Source organism: uncultured Ruthenibacterium sp., from assembly GCF_963558415.1.
In the GTDB taxonomy this organism is placed as follows: Bacteria; Bacillota; Clostridia; order Oscillospirales; family Ruminococcaceae; genus Ruthenibacterium.
This window is the reverse complement of the sequence record NZ_CAUWGY010000042.1, coordinates 1-18,576: the sequence shown is the minus strand read 5'-3', so window position 1 is coordinate 18,576 and position 18,576 is coordinate 1. Positions and strand designations below refer to the sequence as shown.

Here is an 18,576-nt window from a genome sequence, read left to right as displayed (position 1 = left end):
ATATCACTTCTCTCCCACTTGCATGATCTCACAAAGCGCAGTTTGTAACAATACACTTTTATCTGCCGCCGAGGATTTTAACGATGCATCTAATCGTTGTAAGATCTGTAAAATTTCAGCAAGCTGCTTCAAAGTATAGCGGGACGCCGCCTCTCCAGATTTTCGAAGGCGGTAGTCACTACCACGATATCCAAAATCCTTGTGAACCGAAGCATAGTTCTTCCGGAAAGATGCGCCACATTTGACCCGATACATATCAATAAACGATCCCGCCAAGGCCGCCGCAATTGCGATAGGCTCATTCTGCAATTCCAAAAGTTGTTTTAGCTTATAAAATGCTTGCTGCTTATTTTTGGACGTAACGAATCTCACCATCTCAAAAACATCCGCCTCAATATTCTGAGTTCCCATAAAGCTTATAAGCTCTTTTGTAATTTGTGTATATCCACTTGCAGCCGCCAGTTTTGAAAGTTCATTTTCCAATAAAAACAAATCCGTCCCACATCTTTCCAGTAACGCAGCATCTGCGCCCGGTTCCAATGAAGTTTCTAACTCTTTTGCTTTTTGCTGAATAAAGCGTTTTGCGTCCTGTGGCCCCGGTTTTAATAGTTCCGCAGCAACACCATATTTTGTAGCCGCTTCAATTAGTTTTTTGGCCTTTTTGGTTTGTTTGGCTTTGTCATCTTTAAATACTGTATAAAAAACAATTACAGCATTTTCCGTACTTTGAAACAAATCACACAGGGCATCAACATCTGCATCATTCATGGAGGCTGGCTCCACAAACGCCAATTCCACCACACGCTTCGTACCGAAAAGCGATATTGTACCTGCGGCCGCTACTATCTCCCCAATCGATGGTGCGGGTCCATCAATCTTTGTAATTTCTGCATCCGTTTCCCGAGATAACAGCATCAATGTCCGTGCAGCATAATTCCGAACCAAATATTCTTCAGTTGAGTAATAATAAAAGACTGCGTACTTTTCTAATTCTCCCAGGATTTTCTGAAAGCTTTGTTCATTCAAAACCATTGCGAACCTCATCAATTTTTACTTGGCCACCTGCACGTACCCACACTTCCTGTTCAGATGGACCTTGATAAACTTTGGAGAAATTTTGTGCCCAATCGTAAGTGCCGGCAGCCGGCAAAACGATTGCCTCTGCGGAAAGCGCTATCGGCGTTCCACTTCCACCAAAATACACATCAAGCGCCGGATAGCCAGTAAACTCCACCTGTCCGGCAGCAATCGCAAGACGACGGCCACCCACATCAACGCACGCAAAATTTCCCTTTTCCTGTTTTTTCACATACACCATTATATCACGAAAAACCGTTTTTACCGTATGATTTTTCAACTCTTGGACACAAAGCGTTTCCCGCGCATTTAATTGCTCTGCCAAAAGAAGAGAATCCCCTTCTACGCGCAAATCAATCACATAGTCAACAGATTTTCGATTTTTACTGCGAAGATATTCCTTTACATGCTCCAGATTGCTTACAGAGCCCCGATAAATTACCAATGTATAATCGGATTGGGTCACAACCACAGAAGGATTCAGTCCGGAACCTACCATTGCAAAATGAACAACATTCACATTTGCAAACGAATACATCATGTATGCGCAAAGGGCTAAGCATGCTGCAGATCCAACGCCTGTTTTCAGCGAAAAGCCTAATTTCCATGCTAACAAAATCATTCCAATTGCACAGAGGCTAACCAAAACCGCATAAATGCCCGACACATAAATCATGCTCCAAGACAATTTTGAAGTAACGCCTGTGACTGTCAGCATCCAACGTATTCCAATACCGCACCCCAAGCCCAATAACTTAGACAAAAATACGAATTGCGGTATCAAGCCCATAACCGAACATCCGATTCCAAGCAGTACGACCGCGGGGACCACCGGTAGAACCGCTAAGTTACATAAAATTCCCACAAGGGATACTCCGCCACCTATCGAGGCAATTGCAGGTAAAGTTGCTATGGTTACAAGAAAAGTGACCAAAGCAGTTTGGTAAATCCGAATTAGTAATTTTGCCGGATGTTTATTTTGCTCATCCATGCGCCTATAAAAGCGCTCCATTACGCTGCTAGAAAACAAAACCGCCAAAGTGGCAGAAAAAGAGAGCAAAAGTCCAACATCTTGTGCGGCAAAGGGATTTTGTATACACAAGAGCAACGCAGCAAGCCCCATACTCGTAAGTGTATCCCCTGTACGGCGCAAAATTTTCCCTGCGTAAATTAAAATCATTACACAACCGGCACGTACAACAGAAGCAGTGAACCCGATGACTCCCATAAAGGCAAGGATAGAAAAGCAGGAAATTACTGCGGCCAGCCGACGATTGAAAAAGCGTTTCATCCACAAATAACAAATCGCGCCTACTGCAGACAAATGAAGCCCTGAGACAACCAGTACATGGGAAAGTCCCGCTTGTTGAAACTGATCTTTGTATTCATCTGGTAGGTCAGACTTATATCCAATACAAATTGCAGATGCCAGTTCTCGATAACCTGATGGCAAAATCTCATATAGAGAATCCTTTAGCTTCATTTGCCAACGAAGCATCGTGTTTTTCACTCCGGTTGCGATTCCTAAATTCTGGAAACCGGACACATATTCTGCACAGATAAAAACTTCTTTTGCCTGACTGTTTGACAGATATTCATTGACCGGCAAGCTTGAAAAGGAAACTTGTGCAGAAATACGGTTTCCGGGCTCCGCTTGCGGACAGGCCTCAATCTGCGTTTGGAACGGAAGATTCAATCTCTCGCCATTGAGACATTTTACTTCCACCGTAGCGTAAATCCGTTCTTCCGAAAAGCCTGGACGCGTTTGTAGCACATCTGCCTCTATCCATCCGGTTGTGCCATCTAACGCCAACACCGGATCTACTACCACTCGAAAATATACCATTCGCATTCCTAAGGCTAGGGAAACTACTCCACATATTAAAGTCCAAAGGAATACTCTTTTTACTTTTCGGTGGAAAATCAGAAGAAGTGCCAGAAGTACTATAAAAACAGCCGTCAGCGGCCCCAAGGCCGCCGACGGCACAAATCCTGCCAACAATTGTACAACAAGATAGGTAAAACCAATCAGGCACAGGGTACGGCGTCTTTCCAACATCATTTAAAGAACAGCGGAAGCGGTTCCAAATAAGTGATATCGGTTCGTTCAGCCGCTTCGCCTTCCGCCAATACTGCGGCTTTTGCCACAATATTTGCCGTTCCTTTTCCTACCAAAGTTTCCAGCGCATGAAGGCTTCCGCCTGTACTAATTACATCGTCCACAATCACAACTCGCTTGCCCGACATATAGTCCAAATCCTTCTGGTCAATCACAAGCTTTTGAACTGCTTCTGTTGTGATAGATTTATCCTCCACAACCACCGGATTTTCCATATAAAGTTTTGCACCTTTCCGGGCAGGAATATACTTTTTGCCACTCTGACGGCTCATTTCATAGGCAAGCGGAATTCCCTTAGCCTCAGCGGTAACAATTACATCAAAATCTGGAAGCTTCTCCAAAAGAGCTTTGGCGCAAGCAACTGTCAATTCTACATCGCTGAACATTACAAAAGCAGCAATATCCAAATGTTCGTTCACCGGACACAGAGGCAATTCACGAGTGACTCCTGCCACTGTGAGAGTATAAGTTTTACGCATGGTGATTTCTCCCTTTCCTGTTACAAAACAACAAACGTTTTTTAGCCCGGAGGCCACGCCAGACTGCGCTTAGCCAGCACATGGAAGTGAAGATGCTGTACACTTTGTCCACCATCTTTTCCGCAATTGGTTACTACGCGATAACCATTTTGCAGCTCCAACTGCTCGGCAAGTTTTGCAATCACTTCAAAAATATGTGCAATAACCTCACTATTTTCTGAATTAATCTGCGCAGGAGACCCAATATGCATTTTCGGAATCACCAAAAAGTGCACTGGGGCTTGCGGATCAATGTCATAAAACGCCAATACCGTGTCATCCTCGTACACCTTGTTTACCGGGATTTCTCCTGCGACCATTTTGCAAAACAAACAGTCCACTGTCCTTCCTCCTTTCAAACGAATAGGGTTCAAGAATTTAATGCAGCCTTCACCAACTCCGGCACTGCATTCAATGCATCATCAATTTTAGAAGTATCCTTGATGCCTGCCATAGCAAAGTCAGGTTTTCCGCCACCGTTTCCACCAGCGATAGCTGCAATCTGTTTTACCAGTTTTCCGGCTGCAAGTCCTTTGGCCTGCGCATCTTTACCCACTGCAACGGCAAGCGATGTTTTTCCTTCGCACTCGCCAATAATCGCAGTGACGGAAGCCGGCACCTTATCGCGAGCTTTGTCACACATGCCACGTATCGCATCATTCGCCGTTCCTGTTAAGAATAAGGTGAAAATCTTGATGCCTTCTACTTCTTGCGCATCATCAAACAGACCATCAACCTTCGCATTTGCAATCTCTGTTTTCAAGTCATCCAGTTCTTTTTGCACATTCTTCAGTTCAGCCGAAACAGCAGCCGCACGCTGAGGCAAATCGTGTACATTGCTTACCTTCAACGCCCCCGCAACTTGATGAAGCATTTCATTTTTCTCATCAAGGAGTTTCAAAATGCCATAGCCCGTTGTTCCTTCAATACGACGAATGCCTGCGGCTACACTGGACTCGGAGAGAATTTTGAAGCAACCAAGCTGCGCAGTGTTCGACACGTGCGTACCACCGCAAAACTCTGTAGACCAACCATTGATGTCTACCACACGGACGATTTCTCCATATTTCTCACCAAAAAGAGCCATCGCTCCCAATTCTTTTGCCTCTTTGATGGGCATTTCCTTTACTACAACCGGAAGAGCTTCAAAAATCTTTTCATTTACGATTTTCTCTACCTGCTGCAATTCCTGCGGTGTAACTGCATTGAAATGGGTGAAATCAAAGCGAACGCGCTCATCATCCTCGTAAGAACCTGCCTGGTGCACATGCGCTCCAAGCACTTCGCGCAGAGCTTTTTGCAATAAGTGCGCAGAAGTGTGATTGCGCATAATGGAATGCCGACGCTTCTCGTCCACATTTGCAACGACCGCTTCACCTACTTGTACCATACCGTCTTCCAATGTGCAAGTATGTACAAAATAACCTTTGGGAGTCTTTTTGCACGCGCTTACAGACAAATGGGCGCCGGAAGCTGTCGTGATACTGCCAGTATCCGCTACTTGTCCGCCGCTTTCCGCATAAAACGGAGTACGATCCAAAACCACTAAAACATTAGTTTTGGGGCCATCATCCGTAGCAATGGCATCCACCAGTTCCTCTCCATCGGACAAAGCCACCAGCTTTGCCTCTGCGGCCAAACTCTCATAGCCCACAAAATCAGTCGGTTTAGCATCCACATTGCTGAAAAGGTCTGCTGTCCAACCGGAAATGTCTCGGCTCATCCGATCCGCACGGGCTGTCTCTCGCTGCTTTTGCAGTTCGGAACGGAACCCTTCTTCATCCACCTCAATTCCTTTTTCCGCTGCAATCTCCTTGGTTAAATCCAGCGGGAAACCAAAGGTGTCATTCAGTTTAAACGCATCCATACCGGACAAGATCCGTTTTTTGCCTTCTTGAGCCTTTTTAATGACATCTTCCACCAAATTGTTAAGGATGGTGAGGCCCGCATCAATGGTACGAGAAAATCTTTCTTCTTCTGCAGAAATGGTCTTTTTAATATAATCCGAGTGCTCAATTAATTCCGGATATGCGCTGCCGTTTTCTTTGATTACAGTATCGCACAACTCAGAAAGGAACGGACGTTTTACACCAAGCATTCTTCCATGTCGGGCTGCACGGCGCAACAAACGACGAAGAACGTATCCACGGCCTTCGTTGGAAGGAAGAATTCCGTCGGAAACCATAAATACCGTCGAACGGATATGATCCGTGATTACACGAATCGAGACATCTGTAAGATGATCCTGTCCATAAGTCTTTCCGGTAATGCGTTCCACATGGTTCAGAATGTTATGTACGGTATCCACTTCGAACAGATTGCCCACGCCTTGCATCACGCAAGCCAGACGCTCCAAACCCATTCCCGTATCAATGTTTGGCTTGGCAAGCCGTTCATAATGGCCGTTGCCATCAGAATCAAACTGGCTAAACACCAAATTCCAAACTTCCATATATCGGTCGCAATCGCAGCCTACACGACAATCCGGTTTTCCGCAGCCAAACTCCGGTCCGCGATCAAAATAAATCTCACTACACGGACCGCAGGGACCAGAACCATGCTCCCAGAAGTTGTCCTCTTTGCCAAAACGGACCATATGATCCTCAGGAATTCCGACTTTTTTAGTCCAGATATCATATGCCTCATCGTCATCCAGATAGACAGAAATATACAATTTTTCAGCAGGGATTTCCAATGTTTGAGTCAAGAATTCCCATGCCCAAGGAATAACCTCTTCTTTAAAATAGTCCTGAAAGCTGAAGTTTCCAAGCATCTCAAAAAAAGTACCATGCCGGGCCGTAATGCCTACACGTTCAATATCCGGCGTACGGATACATTTCTGGCAAGTCGTAACACGATGACACGGCGGCTCTTCCTGTCCCAAAAACCACTTTTTCATAGGGGCCATGCCAGAGTTAATCAGCAAAAGGCTGTTGTCGTTGTGCGGAACCAACGGGAAGCTATCTAACCGCAGGTGACCTTTACTCTCAAAAAAGGAAAGATATTTTTCGCGCAACTCATTTAATCCGGTCCATTCCATAGATCTGTCTCCTCATTTTTTGAAATCGAACTACAAAAAAATAAACTTCCGCCCCTTACAAAGGGACGAAAGCTTTCCGCATCCGTGGTACCACCCAAATTGTATGCTCGCGCATACCACTTTATCGCGTTAACGCTGCGCAGCGCCCTGCTCCTCACAGGGGGCTCCCGGGTGGCTGGCAGGAATTCAAGTAAGAATGTTTCAGCCATGCATTCTCTCTCTTTGAACTTCACTTTCCTGTCTGGCCCAGTCGTTGCCATTTTTTGTATCTTCTTTTATTAATTATAAGAAAAATCAAGCCGTTGTCAATACTCGTCTTGCACCCCAAGATACATTCCCAAATCTGTAGCTACCTTTCCAAAAATTTCGGCTGCATCGTCACTGGAATAGGTTCCGCTATCCAACAGAACTGCAATGGTATATTGCGGATTTTCTGCCGGATAAAATCCGGCAAACCATGCATCCATAATCTCTTCTCCATCCTCCTGAAAACGACCAGTCTGTGCCGTTCCGGTCTTTCCACCAGCACCACCATGAAGAGGTTGCGCTGGACTTCCTAACCCATTTTCTACAACACTCACCAACATTTCTCTTATCGTTTCCGCCGTATCGGGTCGGAATGCCTGTCGTTGTATTGGCGAATACAAACTTTGAGTGACCGTTTGCGAATATTCATTGACAATTCCCTCTACAAATGTTGGTTCGATGTATCTTCCCTGATTAGCAAATACATTGATACTTGCAGCCACCTGAATAGGCGTAGCCGTAAGCGCCCCCTGGCCAAAACTGATCGAAGCCAACTGTCCCAAATTTTCCAGTTGTTGCGCATCCGGCAAATTTCCTTTTGCGGTGGTGAGTGTTCCCATGTAGCAGGTCTCTGTTCCATATCCGCATAAACGGGCAGCCTGTTCCACCTTTTCCGCACCTAACTGCAATCCCAAATGTATAAAATAGCAGTTACAGCTCTGTTCCAAAGCCTGTTTCAAATTCACTTTTCCATGGCCTTTCCCATAGGCGCAACGGTACACATGTCCACCGATTTCCGTGGACCCTGTACATTCATAAACTGCGCTGGTATCAAGCCCTGCCTCAATTGCGGCAGCGGCCAATATCGGCTTAAATACAGAACCCACATTGAATGCACTGATAGAACGGTTGATCAAAGAAGAATCATTTCTGGAAATACTCGTTGCCACATCATCTGGATCATAAGTTGGAACGCTTACACTTGCTCTCACTCGACCGGTGGCCGTTTCCAAAACGACGATACTTCCTTTTTTCATCATCTGCTGAGCTACGCCTTCACAAATGCGTTGTATTGTTTCATCAATCGTCAGCATAATTCCCGCTCCGGAACCTTGTGTATATAGCATTTTGGGTGGGGCACTTTCCAAAAATTCACCCACGGCTGTCGTCGTACAAAGCACCCGTGTGCTGGTAGACGCTTGCGTCAGCAAATCATCATAAGCATATTCTGCTCCACTGACTCCATGTCCTTCTGAGTCTAAATAACCTATCAGGTGAACTGCAGTCGGATTGGGATAATAGCGAACCGGGCTAGAAAACAAATACTCTGGTTGCGTCTGCCCTTGAGGTTCTACCTCAATCAAAAATGGAGTTCCCATCTGAATCCGGCTATAAAACAGGCTTTTTTGCGTCTCTGGTATCGACTCAAAAAGTGCATGATAGCTAGTTCCACCTGGCTCCACCGCCGCGTAGGTTTGTACAAATACGTTTGTAAGCGGAACAAAATTGCAGTCGTAAATATTTCCGCGACCATTGTATAAAGTAAGCGTTGTTTGGGTTTGATCACTTGCCGCTTGCGCATATTGTTCATTGGTACACAGAAGGGCCAAGTTTGCCGCCAAAATCGTAAAAGCTAAAATAAAACCGCAAAAAAAAGTCACCAAACGTCCGGTGGTCACAAACATCGCCCCTCTCCCTCCAATTATGCCCCGGACACTCTTTTACTAATCATATGGTAACGAAAAAAGGCCAGCGGCTTATAAACCGCTGGCCACTTCTTTTGACCTTATTCATTCTTCACAGGCGTCCTGCTCGGACTCTTTAGAATCCACTTGATCACCAAATTCCGGAAGTGCTGTCACGCCGCGTAGCTTTCGCTGAATTTGTCTTGTGCGCACACCGACCAATTTTTCCAATTCGCTCCCTGCCTGCTCAATCCGATTTTGAGCTTGTGCCAATACTTTTCCAAATGTATCAAATTCAGCTTTTACATTGCCCAAAACCTGCCAAACTTCCCCGGAACGTTTTTGAATCGCCAGAGTACGGAATCCCATTTGAAGACTATTAAGCAACGCAGCCATGGTAGTAGGACCTGCAAGCACAATTTTACTCTCATTCTGGAGCTTCTCAACCATTCCCCGGCGGACGAGCTCTGCATAAAGGCCTTCTACTGGAACAAACATGATTGCAAATTCAGTGGTATAAGGAACACAAACATATTTTTCGTGGATATCCTTGGCAAATCCGCGTACTCTCTGCTCCAACATTCTGCCTGCTGATTCTACTTTTGCAGCATCCGCCTCTTCATAGGCATCCTGCAAAGCACTATATGCATCTACAGGAAATTTCGCATCTATGGGAAGCCAAACCGGATTTTCACCATCCCCTGGCAGTCGAACTGCATACTCTACACGTTCGCCGCTTCCCGGCACCGTCATAACATTTTCCTGGTATTGCTCCGCCGCCAGAATCTGTTCCAAAATCGCACCAAGTTGAATTTCCCCCAAAATACCTCTAGTCTTTACATTACTTAATACTTTTTTTAAATCTCCCACTCCTGTTGCCAGGTTCTGCATTTCTCCAAGGCCTTTATAAACACTTTCCAGTTGTTGGCTGACTCTGCTGAAAGATTGATGCAGTTTATCCTCCAGCGTCTTTTGCAATTTTTCATCTACCGTCTGTCGCATTTCCTCCAACTTCTGCGTATTCTCAAGCTGAAGTGCTGCAAGCCGCTTTTCCATCGTAGCACGAATATTTTCCAACTTTTGTTCATTTTCAAGTGCATTGGCAGACATCCGCTGGTCCATGCCTCGCAGTTGGTCATTTACAGTCTTTTGGAGTGCCGCCTGTCGAAGTGCCATTTGGTCGCTCAAATCTTTTAACCGCGCATTCTGCGTTTCTGCAATTTGTCTTTGCGCAGAAGCCTGCAACTCCGCCCCCGTCTGCACAGAACGGTGAATTGCCGCGTTTACATCGTTGCGCATTTGTCGAAGTTCGTCCTGCATCTGCGTGCGAAGTTGTTCCATTTGTTCTTCCATTTCTATCATCAAGCGCCGATCCTCTTGATTTCCCCGAGGCCGCGTCGCCAGTACAATTACAAGAAGCACACAGGCCAAAGCGCCCAATGCTACCGATACAATCTCCATCATTCCGTTTTTCTCCTTTTTCGGCATAGCCTTATGCCGTAGCTCATAGCTATAAGTATACGGATAACCGTAATACAAATCAATGAAAAGGCGGCGATTTCTTTGAAATGTGGATTTCATCCTAAAAGGAAAAAACGTTTTATAGCGAGTTTTGCAGTCGGAGCCTTAGCACTTGGCTGTATTTTTGCGTATCAAATGATCAGCCGCCCTGTTGGATGTTCTATGGATGATTTGACGGCCCCTCTGGAAGCAATGACCGATGATTCAGAAAAAGCTGAACGCTCTGAAAAAACTGTTTACCTCACATTTGATGACGGTCCCTCTTCAACCACGGAATCTATTCTGGATATATTGCAGCAGGAAAATGTTCCCGCTACATTTTTTGTGATTGCCGCGCCCAACAACGAAGAGTATCTTCCACTTTTGGAACGAACCGTCGCAGAAGGTCATATGATTGCTCTTCACACATGTACCCACGATTACGAAAAAATTTATCAAAGCCCTAATTCCTATTGGGAGGATATTGACCAACTCAAAGAGCGGCTTTCTCCATACGTAGACCCCCAAAAACTTGTCTGGTTACGCTTTCCCGGTGGTAGCACTAACACCGTCAGCCACAAATATGGCGGCAGCAATATTATGAAAGAGCTAAAAGCACAGGCTAGCGAAAAAGGATATCATTATGTAGACTGGAATGTATGTGCCGACGATGCAATTGGCGGGCATCCATCCGCTGAAAAAATTTACAACAATGTTATACGTGATGTTGGCGATAAAAACAAATGCATCGTTTTGATGCACGATACAAAAGCGACTAAAAATACGGCCGAAGCCTTGCCTGATATTATTCGATGGTTCAAGAATGCCGGATATAAATTTGACACCATTGATCATTTGGAACGTGAAATATGAATAATGTGCAAATTTATTCCTGATTTATTTGTAAAGTAAACAAAAATGTTGTATACTACACGAGATAGGTCATAAACAGGGAGGGTTCATCCATGTTTGGGTATATTATGCCCTTCAAAGCGGAGTTAAAAGTACGCGAGTGGAACCTGTATCGATCCTATTATTGCGGATTGTGTAAAGAATTAAAACGTGAATATGGTTTGTTTGCCCGCTTTTTGTTGAACTACGATATGGTCCTGCTTGCAATGACGGCAGATGACCTTGCGTGTGCGCAGCCACCCGTGTGTGGGGAACGTTGTATCGCAGGACCTTTCACCAAACGACCGGTATGTGGTTCATCTGCTGGGCTCCGTCTTGCAGCGGACTCTCTAATTTTGACTTCTTATTATAAAATTGTAGACGATGTAAACGACGAGCATTTCGCCAAAAAGCTGCGAGCTCGTTTTCTCCTTCTTTTTTTTAAAGGGATGAAGAAAAAAGCAGCCGCCCGCATGCCGCAAGCGGACAAGTTATTTGCAGAACAAACGCTTGCCCAACAATCTTTGGAAAGACGAAATAGCACCAGTCTTGATGAGGCTTCCGATCCAACCGCACAAATGACTGGCGAGTTATTTTCTTATTGCGGTGCTCAAACAGAAATTTTAAGGCGTCTGGGAATGTTTATAGGAAAAATCTTGTACTATCTAGACGCTGCAGAGGATTACGAGAAAGATTTTCAAAGCGGTGCGTACAACGTATTTTTGCAAAATCATTTATCGAAAGATGAAACGGTTGAACAGACACAAATGCTTTGTCGTATGTGCGCCGGAGAAGTAGCTCTCTGTTACAATCTTCTCAATCTATCGGTTTACAAACCGATTCTGGATAATATCTTATTTTTAGGGCTTCCGCAAAGTATTGCTTTTGCCGGAAAAAAACGCCCTCATCACGACCGTCATGATTCACTTTAATGCAACGCAGAAAGGAAATCCCTATGGACGCAAATAAAGCATATTCTCTGCTGGGCTTGCGCGAAGGCGCTTCTGAAGATGAAATTAAAAATGCTTATCGCAGTCTGGCCAAACGATACGATCCAGAAAATTATGAAGCTGGACCGATGCGCGAGGAAGCTCAGGCAAAAATGACTGAGATCAATGAAGCATTTGACACTCTGATGAGTTTGATCCGCACAGGTGGTGAACCTCATACGGAGTATTCTGCTCCTGCTTCCAGCCAGGCGCAAAACGGAAGTGCCAATGGGCGCTACCGGAATATTCGTCAAATGATCAACAACGGCGCCATTGAGCAAGCACTTGCACAGTTAAATGCAATTCCTGACGGAGCCAATGATGCCGAATGGAACTTTCTTGTTGGCAGCGCATATTATTATAAAGGATGGGTTGCTGAAGCATTGCGCTACTTTGAGACGGCTTGCCGTCTCGCCCCTGGAAATCCTGAATATGAGGCGGCTTTGCGTAACCTGCGCAATCAAGCCAACGGTGCCATGCCTGGCAATCCATACGGACAGCAACAACCGTACGGAACGCAGGCTGTGAGTTGCTCTTGTTGCGATATGTGCGCTGCATGGATGTGCATGGATATGTGTTGCAGTTGCAGTCGGGGCTGCTGATATGAACTCATACCGTTCTGATAGAAGCCGCCGCGTCGCGCTAGGTGGTGTTTTCACCTCTTTGTCTGTAGTAGTGATGCTTTTGGGTGGAATTTTTCCTTTTGCCACTTTTTCTGCCCCGGCTATTGCTGGGTTGCTGATTGTCCCGGTAGCAATTGAATTCGGCCTTAAAATGGGGTACATCTTGTATATAGCGATCAGCATTTTATCGCTTTTTATTGTTCCTGATAAGGAAATGAGCCTTATTTTTGTCTTTTTATTTGGGTTTTATCCTCTTTTAAAGGCAAATTTGGAACGCATTCATTCAAAAATTATCCGCTGGAGTGCCAAGATAGGTTTATTCAATGGATGCGTTGTATGTATGTACAGTCTTATTTTATTTTTGTTTCCCATCGGCGCGGTTGTCGAAGAATTTGAAGAAATGGGAACAATTTTTCTTCTGCTTCTTCTTTTGATGGGCAATCTCGCCTTTGTGATATATGATATAGCCCTTGTAAAACTGATTGGGCTGTATTGTGCTAAAATGCGGCCTAAATTAATGAATTGCCATTGATACACGGCCAAAAAGAAAGGACGCGTGATAGAGTGAAATGCTGAGAGCGCCGGGCCCCTTTGTAACGTCAGACCCTGTTTCGGTCTGCCACAAGGGGTGACGAGGATGAAGGCTGTTGCGTACCAAAATTCGGGCGCAACGTATCGAAAGATTCGGCGGGTGCCTTCACGGACGCATTCGGGCGGTCGACACTACATGGACAAAAACCAGCGGTAACGCGGCAACAGAAACACGTAGAATCCCGAGACAAATTGAATTTTTCGGTATCAGATTTGGATACTGAACCTTGCAGAGTTATTCTGCTTTTATCTGAATTTGCGAAGCACAATGTGTATCCCTTTCGGGATAGACTTTTTCTTGTTATGTAAAAAATAAGTTTGGTGTAACCTGTATTAGGGTACGCTTGTTTGTGTTTTGCATTTTCAGACAAAATCTTAAAATTTGTCTGGAGATGTTTTATTTATGTGTGGAATTGTTGGATATATTGGCCCCCGTCGTAGTACAGATGTTCTGCTTGATGGTTTAAGCAAATTGGAGTATCGCGGATATGATTCCGCTGGCATCGCGCTTGCAGGTCCCGAGGGGGAAATTCAAGTGGTCAAGGCAGAAGGGCGTCTTTCCGTTTTGGCAGAAAAGGTACGTTCCATGCCCGAGATTGAATCTCATTGTGGCATTGGGCATACACGGTGGGCAACGCATGGAGCTCCCAGTGACATCAACAGTCATCCCCACTCCTCTGCCCGCATCAGCTTAGTCCACAACGGAATCATTGAAAATTATGCCTCTTTAAAAGAACATCTAATCGCGCATGGTTATGAATTTTGCAGTGATACCGATACGGAAGTTCTTGTAAAACTGCTCGACTATAATTATCACGGCGAACCTCTTGACGCCATCATGAAAACTTTGGGCGAAGTCCGTGGAAGCTACGGCCTTGCTATTTTGTTTCGTGATTTTCCAGATCGTATCTTTTCTGTTCGAAAAGAGAGTCCTTTGATTGTTGGATATGGAAAGGGCGAAAACTTTTTGGCCAGCGATATTCCTGCCCTTTTAAAATACACCCGTGACTATTCTATCTTAGACGAAGGTGAAATTGCTGTTGTTACCAAGGATAAAATCCAGGTATACAACGAATTGGGCCGTCCGGTTGTAAAAGAGCATTTAACCGCAAGTTGGGATATTGAAGCTGCCGAAAAAGGTGGCTATCCTCATTTCATGCTCAAGGAAATTCACGAGCAACCGGCTGCACTTCGCGCTACCATTGGCCCCCATGTAGAAAATGGCCTTCCCCAGCTAGGTGTAGATGCATTGGACGATGAGGCTTTACGGCGTATACAAAACATCCACATTGTTGCGTGCGGAACTGCCATGCATGCCGGAATGGTAGGAAAAACGGCCATCGAGCGCTTTGCTCATATTCCTGTAGACGTTGATATTGCCAGTGAATTCCGTTATCGTGACCCAATTTTAACGAAAGACGATCTGGTAATTATCATTAGTCAAAGTGGAGAAACTTTGGACACCTTAGCCGCACTAAAACTCGCTCAGGAACGCGGCGCTAAAACTTTGGCAGTGGTTAACGTTGTGGGCTCTTCCATTGCTCGTGCTGCTGATTGGGTTATCTACACTCATGCAGGTCCCGAAATCGCAGTAGCCAGCACAAAAGCATACAGCGTACAATTGGCTGTAATGTATTTATTTGCTCTTCGGATGGCTCTGGCTCGAAAAACTCAGTCCGAAAAAGAAATCCGTCGGCTTACCGCAGCCTTGCAACAAGTACCAGAACAATTGGTTCCTCTACTTTCGAACTGCAATGAAATCAAATATCTTGCCAGCCAATTTATGAACAGCGACGATTTGTTCTTTATGGGACGTGGTTTTGATTATGCTCTTTCTTTGGAAGGAAGCTTAAAGCTCAAAGAAATCAGTTATGTTCACAGTGAAGCATATGCGGCCGGTGAACTAAAACACGGTGCGATCTCTCTGATTGTAAATGGCACTCCGGTTGTAGCACTTGCCACTCAAAATAACGTATATGAAAAAACCATCAGCAACGTTAAAGAAGTCAAAACACGTGGTGGTCGAGTGATTCTTTTGTGTAAAGAAAGCGCGCAGGTGCCTGATGATGTCGCCGATTTTGTGATTCGCCTTCCTGAATTCGAGGACATTTTCATGCCGATGTTGATGATTGTCCCTCTCCAGCTATTTGCTTATTATATGAGTGTTCTTCGTGGTTGCGATGTAGATAAACCGCGCAATCTCGCCAAAAGTGTTACGGTAGAATAAACAATCTTGAAGGGCCGGTATTCCGGCTCTTTTCTTTTTTATTCAAAGTTCTCATTTTGTGTTATACTAAAATTATCCTCATCTGTGGAGGTTATGGTATGGAACTGAAAAATAGTTTTAAAACGCTTAATTACATGCGGAAGATTTTAACATCTGACACGGAACACATTCTTCCTTTTCCTACAAAACCGCAAAAGCCTATTCCACAAGGTAAAAGCCCTTTACCTCTTCCCCGCTGTACACCGCAGCAGGCGGACATTCCTCCCGCAGCTTTGGATTCTTTTTTCAAATGCCTTTCTTCTCTTCCTAACGGTTGGCCTCATTCCTGCATCGTAGTCCGATATGGAAAAGTTGTCTGTGAAGGGTCATGGGCTCCTTATTCCACTTCCCGCTGGCACGTCACACATAGTCTTTGCAAAAGTTTTACCAGCACAGCCATCGGGATGCTATGGGATGAAGGAAAAGTGGATCTCGATGAAAAAATCTGTTCCATTTTTCCAGAAAAATGCAATCTAATGGTTTCGCGCAGAGCCCGTAATCTGACCGTGCGTCATTTGCTTACCATGAGCAGCGGCAGTACTTTTCGAGAGGCTGGAGCCGTCGCAGAATGTGATTGGCTTCGTGCTTTTCTTGAATCTGAATTCGAATTTGAACCCGGTACACAAATGGATTATAACAGTATGAACACCTATGTTTTGTCTGCTGTATTAAAAAAGAAAAGCGGTTGCGGCCTAATGGAATATTTACAACCAAGACTATTTGAGCCGCTCGGGTTCGGAGATGTTGCTTGGGAAAAATGCCCTAACGGAATTGAAAAAGGCGGATGGGGTATGTATGTCTATTTAGAAGATGCCGTCAAGTTGGGTCTTCTTTATCTTTCTCAAGGAATGTGGAATGGCCAACAGCTATTGAGCAAAGAATGGGTGGATCAGGCAACCACGTCTTATATGAAACGAGAATCAGGAGAAGAATATGGCTATCAAATCTGGACGGATGCCCAAAAACAATTTTTTATGTTTAATGGAATGTTTGGCCAGTATGTGATTGTTTGCCCATCTTTAGAACTTGTTATTGGCATCAATGCCGGCGCGGGAAATCTTTTCACATACAGTTCTACTTTTGACGCTGTGAAACGTCTTATTGAGCAAATCCGCACTCCTGCGCCAATAGGTTCGCGTGATTCAAAAATACTGGCGCATACCCTTTCTACTCTTCGTTATGGTACTCCTGTTTTTTCTACGGATTTTTCAAAAGAAAACATTTTAAGTTCTCTGTTTCAACGCTTTTTCCCGATGTCCTCATCCTCTCCAATCGATATAAAATCCCTCTCGCCTTCCACGTTCTATTTTCCACCGAACCAAGCGAGCCTTTTGCCTTTGATTCCTTCTTGTATGAATGATTGGTATTCGTCGGGAATTGAAAAAATCGTCTTCTCACAGGACGAATCTCATTTGATTCTTCACTGGACGGAAGCCAAACGCGTATATGATTTACCCATTCATTTTAAGAGCCCACAAATTTGCACATTTGATTTTGGTGGAAATATTTTTGAGGCAGCCGTACTGTGTAAAGCGGTTTTAAACGAAGATGATGAGCTTGTTCTAAAAATTACAATAAATTACCTTGAATTGAGCAGCACACGCATTCTAAAATTAACTTTTCAAAAAGGGAATCTTTTGACTCTTCGTTTTGAAGAAACGCCTGGAATCCGTCTTGTTTTTCAAATGATGGAAAAAAATGTTCCAGCTTCAGTCAAAGCAAAAATCGATCTTTTTCGCGATATGGATTATTTATGGTATCGGGTAGATAAAGTCTGTACCCCTGCTTTAATTGGAACTACCGACCAACACAAAACAAATTAATACGAAATGCGAGGAAATAATTTTGAACGCCGATTTTTATACACAACAAATTATAGTACAAGACTTTGAGACGGACGCAACAAAACGGATGACACCTGGCGCAATCCTTCGTCGAGCGCAGCAGATTTCTACAGATCACTGCACCAGACTTGGAATAGATGAATCACTCTATCAAAAGACACATACCGCATTTCTGCTTGCTAAATTGGCAATGCAAATATATGAACCCATTCCGGCTGGAATGCAGGTAACAATTACTACTATGCCCAGTGCTCCACAACGGGCCATATATCATCGATACACGTCTTTTTGCGATGATGCTGGAAAGAAATTGTGCGAAATGGATAGTTGCTGGATTCTTGTAAACACATCGAACAAGCGAATACTACGTGTTCCACCACAGGATCTTCCCTTGCCGTTCATTGGCGAGCCCAAAAAACTTTTGGACCTCACTATCCAAAAAGCTGAGACTGAATATGTTGCTGAAGAAAAAGCTGTTTATACAAGATGTGATCAGAATCATCATCTGAACAATACTTCTTATGCGGATATTCTTTGCGATCATCTTCCAACAGACCTTTTATTAAATAGCCAACCACAACGCTTGGCCATTACTTATCACAAAGAAATTCCTTTAGGCCAATCTTTCCAACTCTCAAGGGCCACTTTAAACGACAAAGATTACTATTTTCTTGGGCAAAGCGCAGGATGTAAACATTTCGAGGCTCAGTTTACATTCAGGTAACAAAATTATCACAAATAATTACAAAATAGTTTCAAAAAAGCATTGACAGCGAGTAACAAAAGAGTTACAATTTAATTGCAAGAAAGTTACAAGACGCTTGCAGTGCACTTTTTCATCAGGCATAGGCCCTCTCCTCCTATTGTTATTTAATTAGAAGTAACAATTTCGGGTGCTATGCCACCTTTTCAAACTCCATTTCACAAGACAAAAAACCTCTGTGCCGCAGCGCAGAGGTTTTTTGTTTTGTGCTTTTTGTCTACATTTCCCTTCTTTTTTTCTCCTTTTTTCTGTGCGGTTTAAAGCATTTTTTTAAAGAAAAACATTTTATTCATGTTCTGAATATGGTACTATAATCAGTAAACATAAACGCAAATAATAAGTAAAGGAGTATGTTATGGCCACTTATTTCAGTGAACCTTCCCGCACATTTGGCGAATATCTTCTTGTTCCTGGCTATTCTTCT

At 44.2% G+C, this 18,576-nt stretch carries 14 protein-coding genes; 7 read left to right on the top strand and 7 right to left on the bottom strand.

Going from position 1 to position 18,576, the window contains the following annotated elements:
• Nucleotides 1–3: 3 nt before the first annotated feature.
• The 7 genes from holA to rmuC form a co-directional block, all read right to left on the bottom strand.
• Nucleotides 4–1,032 (bottom strand): DNA polymerase III subunit delta, encoded by a 1,029-nt coding sequence (gene holA / locus AB5H98_RS08355; RefSeq protein WP_367925460.1) that lies wholly within the window; start codon nt 1,030–1,032, stop codon nt 4–6.
• A complete protein-coding gene (locus tag AB5H98_RS08350) occupies nt 1,019–3,139 on the bottom strand; it encodes a ComEC/Rec2 family competence protein (protein ID WP_367925459.1) in 2,121 nt (706 codons plus the stop codon). The genes holA and AB5H98_RS08350 overlap by 14 nt, the downstream gene beginning before the upstream one ends.
• On the bottom strand, nt 3,136–3,675 hold the full coding sequence (locus tag AB5H98_RS08345) for a phosphoribosyltransferase family protein (RefSeq protein ID WP_367925458.1): 540 nt from the start codon (nt 3,673–3,675) through the stop codon (nt 3,136–3,138). Before AB5H98_RS08345 ends, AB5H98_RS08350 begins: the two co-directional genes overlap by 4 nt.
• A gap of 41 nt (nt 3,676–3,716) precedes the next feature.
• Entirely contained in the window at nt 3,717–4,055 is a 339-nt protein-coding gene (locus tag AB5H98_RS08340; protein WP_367925457.1) for a histidine triad nucleotide-binding protein, read from the bottom strand.
• A 29-nt stretch (nt 4,056–4,084) separates the two neighbouring features.
• Complete coding sequence (alaS, locus tag AB5H98_RS08335) at nt 4,085–6,754, bottom strand: alanine--tRNA ligase (protein ID WP_367925456.1); 2,670 nt, start codon at nt 6,752–6,754, stop codon at nt 4,085–4,087.
• Nucleotides 6,755–7,059: 305 nt separating this feature from the next.
• Nucleotides 7,060–8,685, bottom strand: coding sequence for a peptidoglycan D,D-transpeptidase FtsI family protein (locus tag AB5H98_RS08330; protein WP_367925455.1), 1,626 nt, complete (start codon nt 8,683–8,685; stop codon nt 7,060–7,062).
• A gap of 105 nt (nt 8,686–8,790) precedes the next feature.
• Entirely contained in the window at nt 8,791–10,149 is a 1,359-nt protein-coding gene (gene rmuC / locus AB5H98_RS08325; protein WP_367925454.1) for a DNA recombination protein RmuC, read from the bottom strand.
• 99 nt (nt 10,150–10,248) lie between these two features.
• Here rmuC and AB5H98_RS08320 point away from each other — a divergent pair, with 99 nt between their 5' ends.
• The 7 genes from AB5H98_RS08320 (at nt 10,249) to AB5H98_RS08290 (ending at nt 18,113) form a co-directional block, all read left to right on the top strand.
• Entirely contained in the window at nt 10,249–11,058 is an 810-nt protein-coding gene (locus tag AB5H98_RS08320; protein WP_367925453.1) for a polysaccharide deacetylase family protein, read from the top strand.
• A gap of 92 nt (nt 11,059–11,150) precedes the next feature.
• On the top strand, nt 11,151–12,008 hold the full coding sequence (locus AB5H98_RS08315; protein WP_367925452.1) for a DUF5685 family protein: 858 nt from the start codon (nt 11,151–11,153) through the stop codon (nt 12,006–12,008).
• A gap of 23 nt (nt 12,009–12,031) precedes the next feature.
• Entirely contained in the window at nt 12,032–12,667 is a 636-nt protein-coding gene (locus AB5H98_RS08310) for a DnaJ domain-containing protein (protein ID WP_367925451.1), read from the top strand.
• A gap of 1 nt (nt 12,668) precedes the next feature.
• A complete protein-coding gene (locus AB5H98_RS08305) occupies nt 12,669–13,220 on the top strand; it encodes a hypothetical protein (RefSeq protein WP_367925450.1) in 552 nt (183 codons plus the stop codon).
• 462 nt (nt 13,221–13,682) lie between these two features.
• On the top strand, nt 13,683–15,506 hold the full coding sequence (gene glmS / locus AB5H98_RS08300) for a glutamine--fructose-6-phosphate transaminase (isomerizing) (protein WP_367925449.1): 1,824 nt from the start codon (nt 13,683–13,685) through the stop codon (nt 15,504–15,506).
• 98 nt (nt 15,507–15,604) lie between these two features.
• Nucleotides 15,605–17,368: a serine hydrolase domain-containing protein gene (locus AB5H98_RS08295; protein WP_367925448.1), complete on the top strand. Its 1,764-nt coding sequence runs from the start codon at nt 15,605–15,607 to the stop codon at nt 17,366–17,368.
• A 22-nt stretch (nt 17,369–17,390) separates the two neighbouring features.
• On the top strand, nt 17,391–18,113 hold the full coding sequence (locus AB5H98_RS08290; RefSeq protein ID WP_367925447.1) for an acyl-[acyl-carrier-protein] thioesterase: 723 nt from the start codon (nt 17,391–17,393) through the stop codon (nt 18,111–18,113).
• Nucleotides 18,114–18,576: the final 463 nt, after the last annotated feature.

What these genes read in the sequence shown, in the direction of transcription:
- glmS (WP_367925449.1), top strand. Translation starts at nt 13,683, where the DNA reads ATGTGTGGAATTGTTGGATATATTGGCCCCCGTCGTAGTACAGATGTT.
- AB5H98_RS08315 (WP_367925452.1), top strand. Translation starts at nt 11,151, where the DNA reads ATGTTTGGGTATATTATGCCCTTCAAAGCGGAGTTAAAAGTACGCGAG.
- AB5H98_RS08345 (WP_367925458.1), bottom strand. Translation starts at nt 3,675, where the DNA reads ATGCGTAAAACTTATACTCTCACAGTGGCAGGAGTCACTCGTGAATTG.
- AB5H98_RS08330 (WP_367925455.1), bottom strand. Translation starts at nt 8,685, where the DNA reads ATGTTTGTGACCACCGGACGTTTGGTGACTTTTTTTTGCGGTTTTATT.
- AB5H98_RS08305 (WP_367925450.1), top strand. Translation starts at nt 12,669, where the DNA reads ATGAACTCATACCGTTCTGATAGAAGCCGCCGCGTCGCGCTAGGTGGT.
- alaS (WP_367925456.1), bottom strand. Translation starts at nt 6,754, where the DNA reads ATGGAATGGACCGGATTAAATGAGTTGCGCGAAAAATATCTTTCCTTT.
- holA (WP_367925460.1), bottom strand. Translation starts at nt 1,032, where the DNA reads ATGGTTTTGAATGAACAAAGCTTTCAGAAAATCCTGGGAGAATTAGAA.
- AB5H98_RS08295 (WP_367925448.1), top strand. Translation starts at nt 15,605, where the DNA reads ATGGAACTGAAAAATAGTTTTAAAACGCTTAATTACATGCGGAAGATT.
- AB5H98_RS08310 (WP_367925451.1), top strand. Translation starts at nt 12,032, where the DNA reads ATGGACGCAAATAAAGCATATTCTCTGCTGGGCTTGCGCGAAGGCGCT.
- AB5H98_RS08350 (WP_367925459.1), bottom strand. Translation starts at nt 3,139, where the DNA reads ATGATGTTGGAAAGACGCCGTACCCTGTGCCTGATTGGTTTTACCTAT.
- rmuC (WP_367925454.1), bottom strand. Translation starts at nt 10,149, where the DNA reads ATGATGGAGATTGTATCGGTAGCATTGGGCGCTTTGGCCTGTGTGCTT.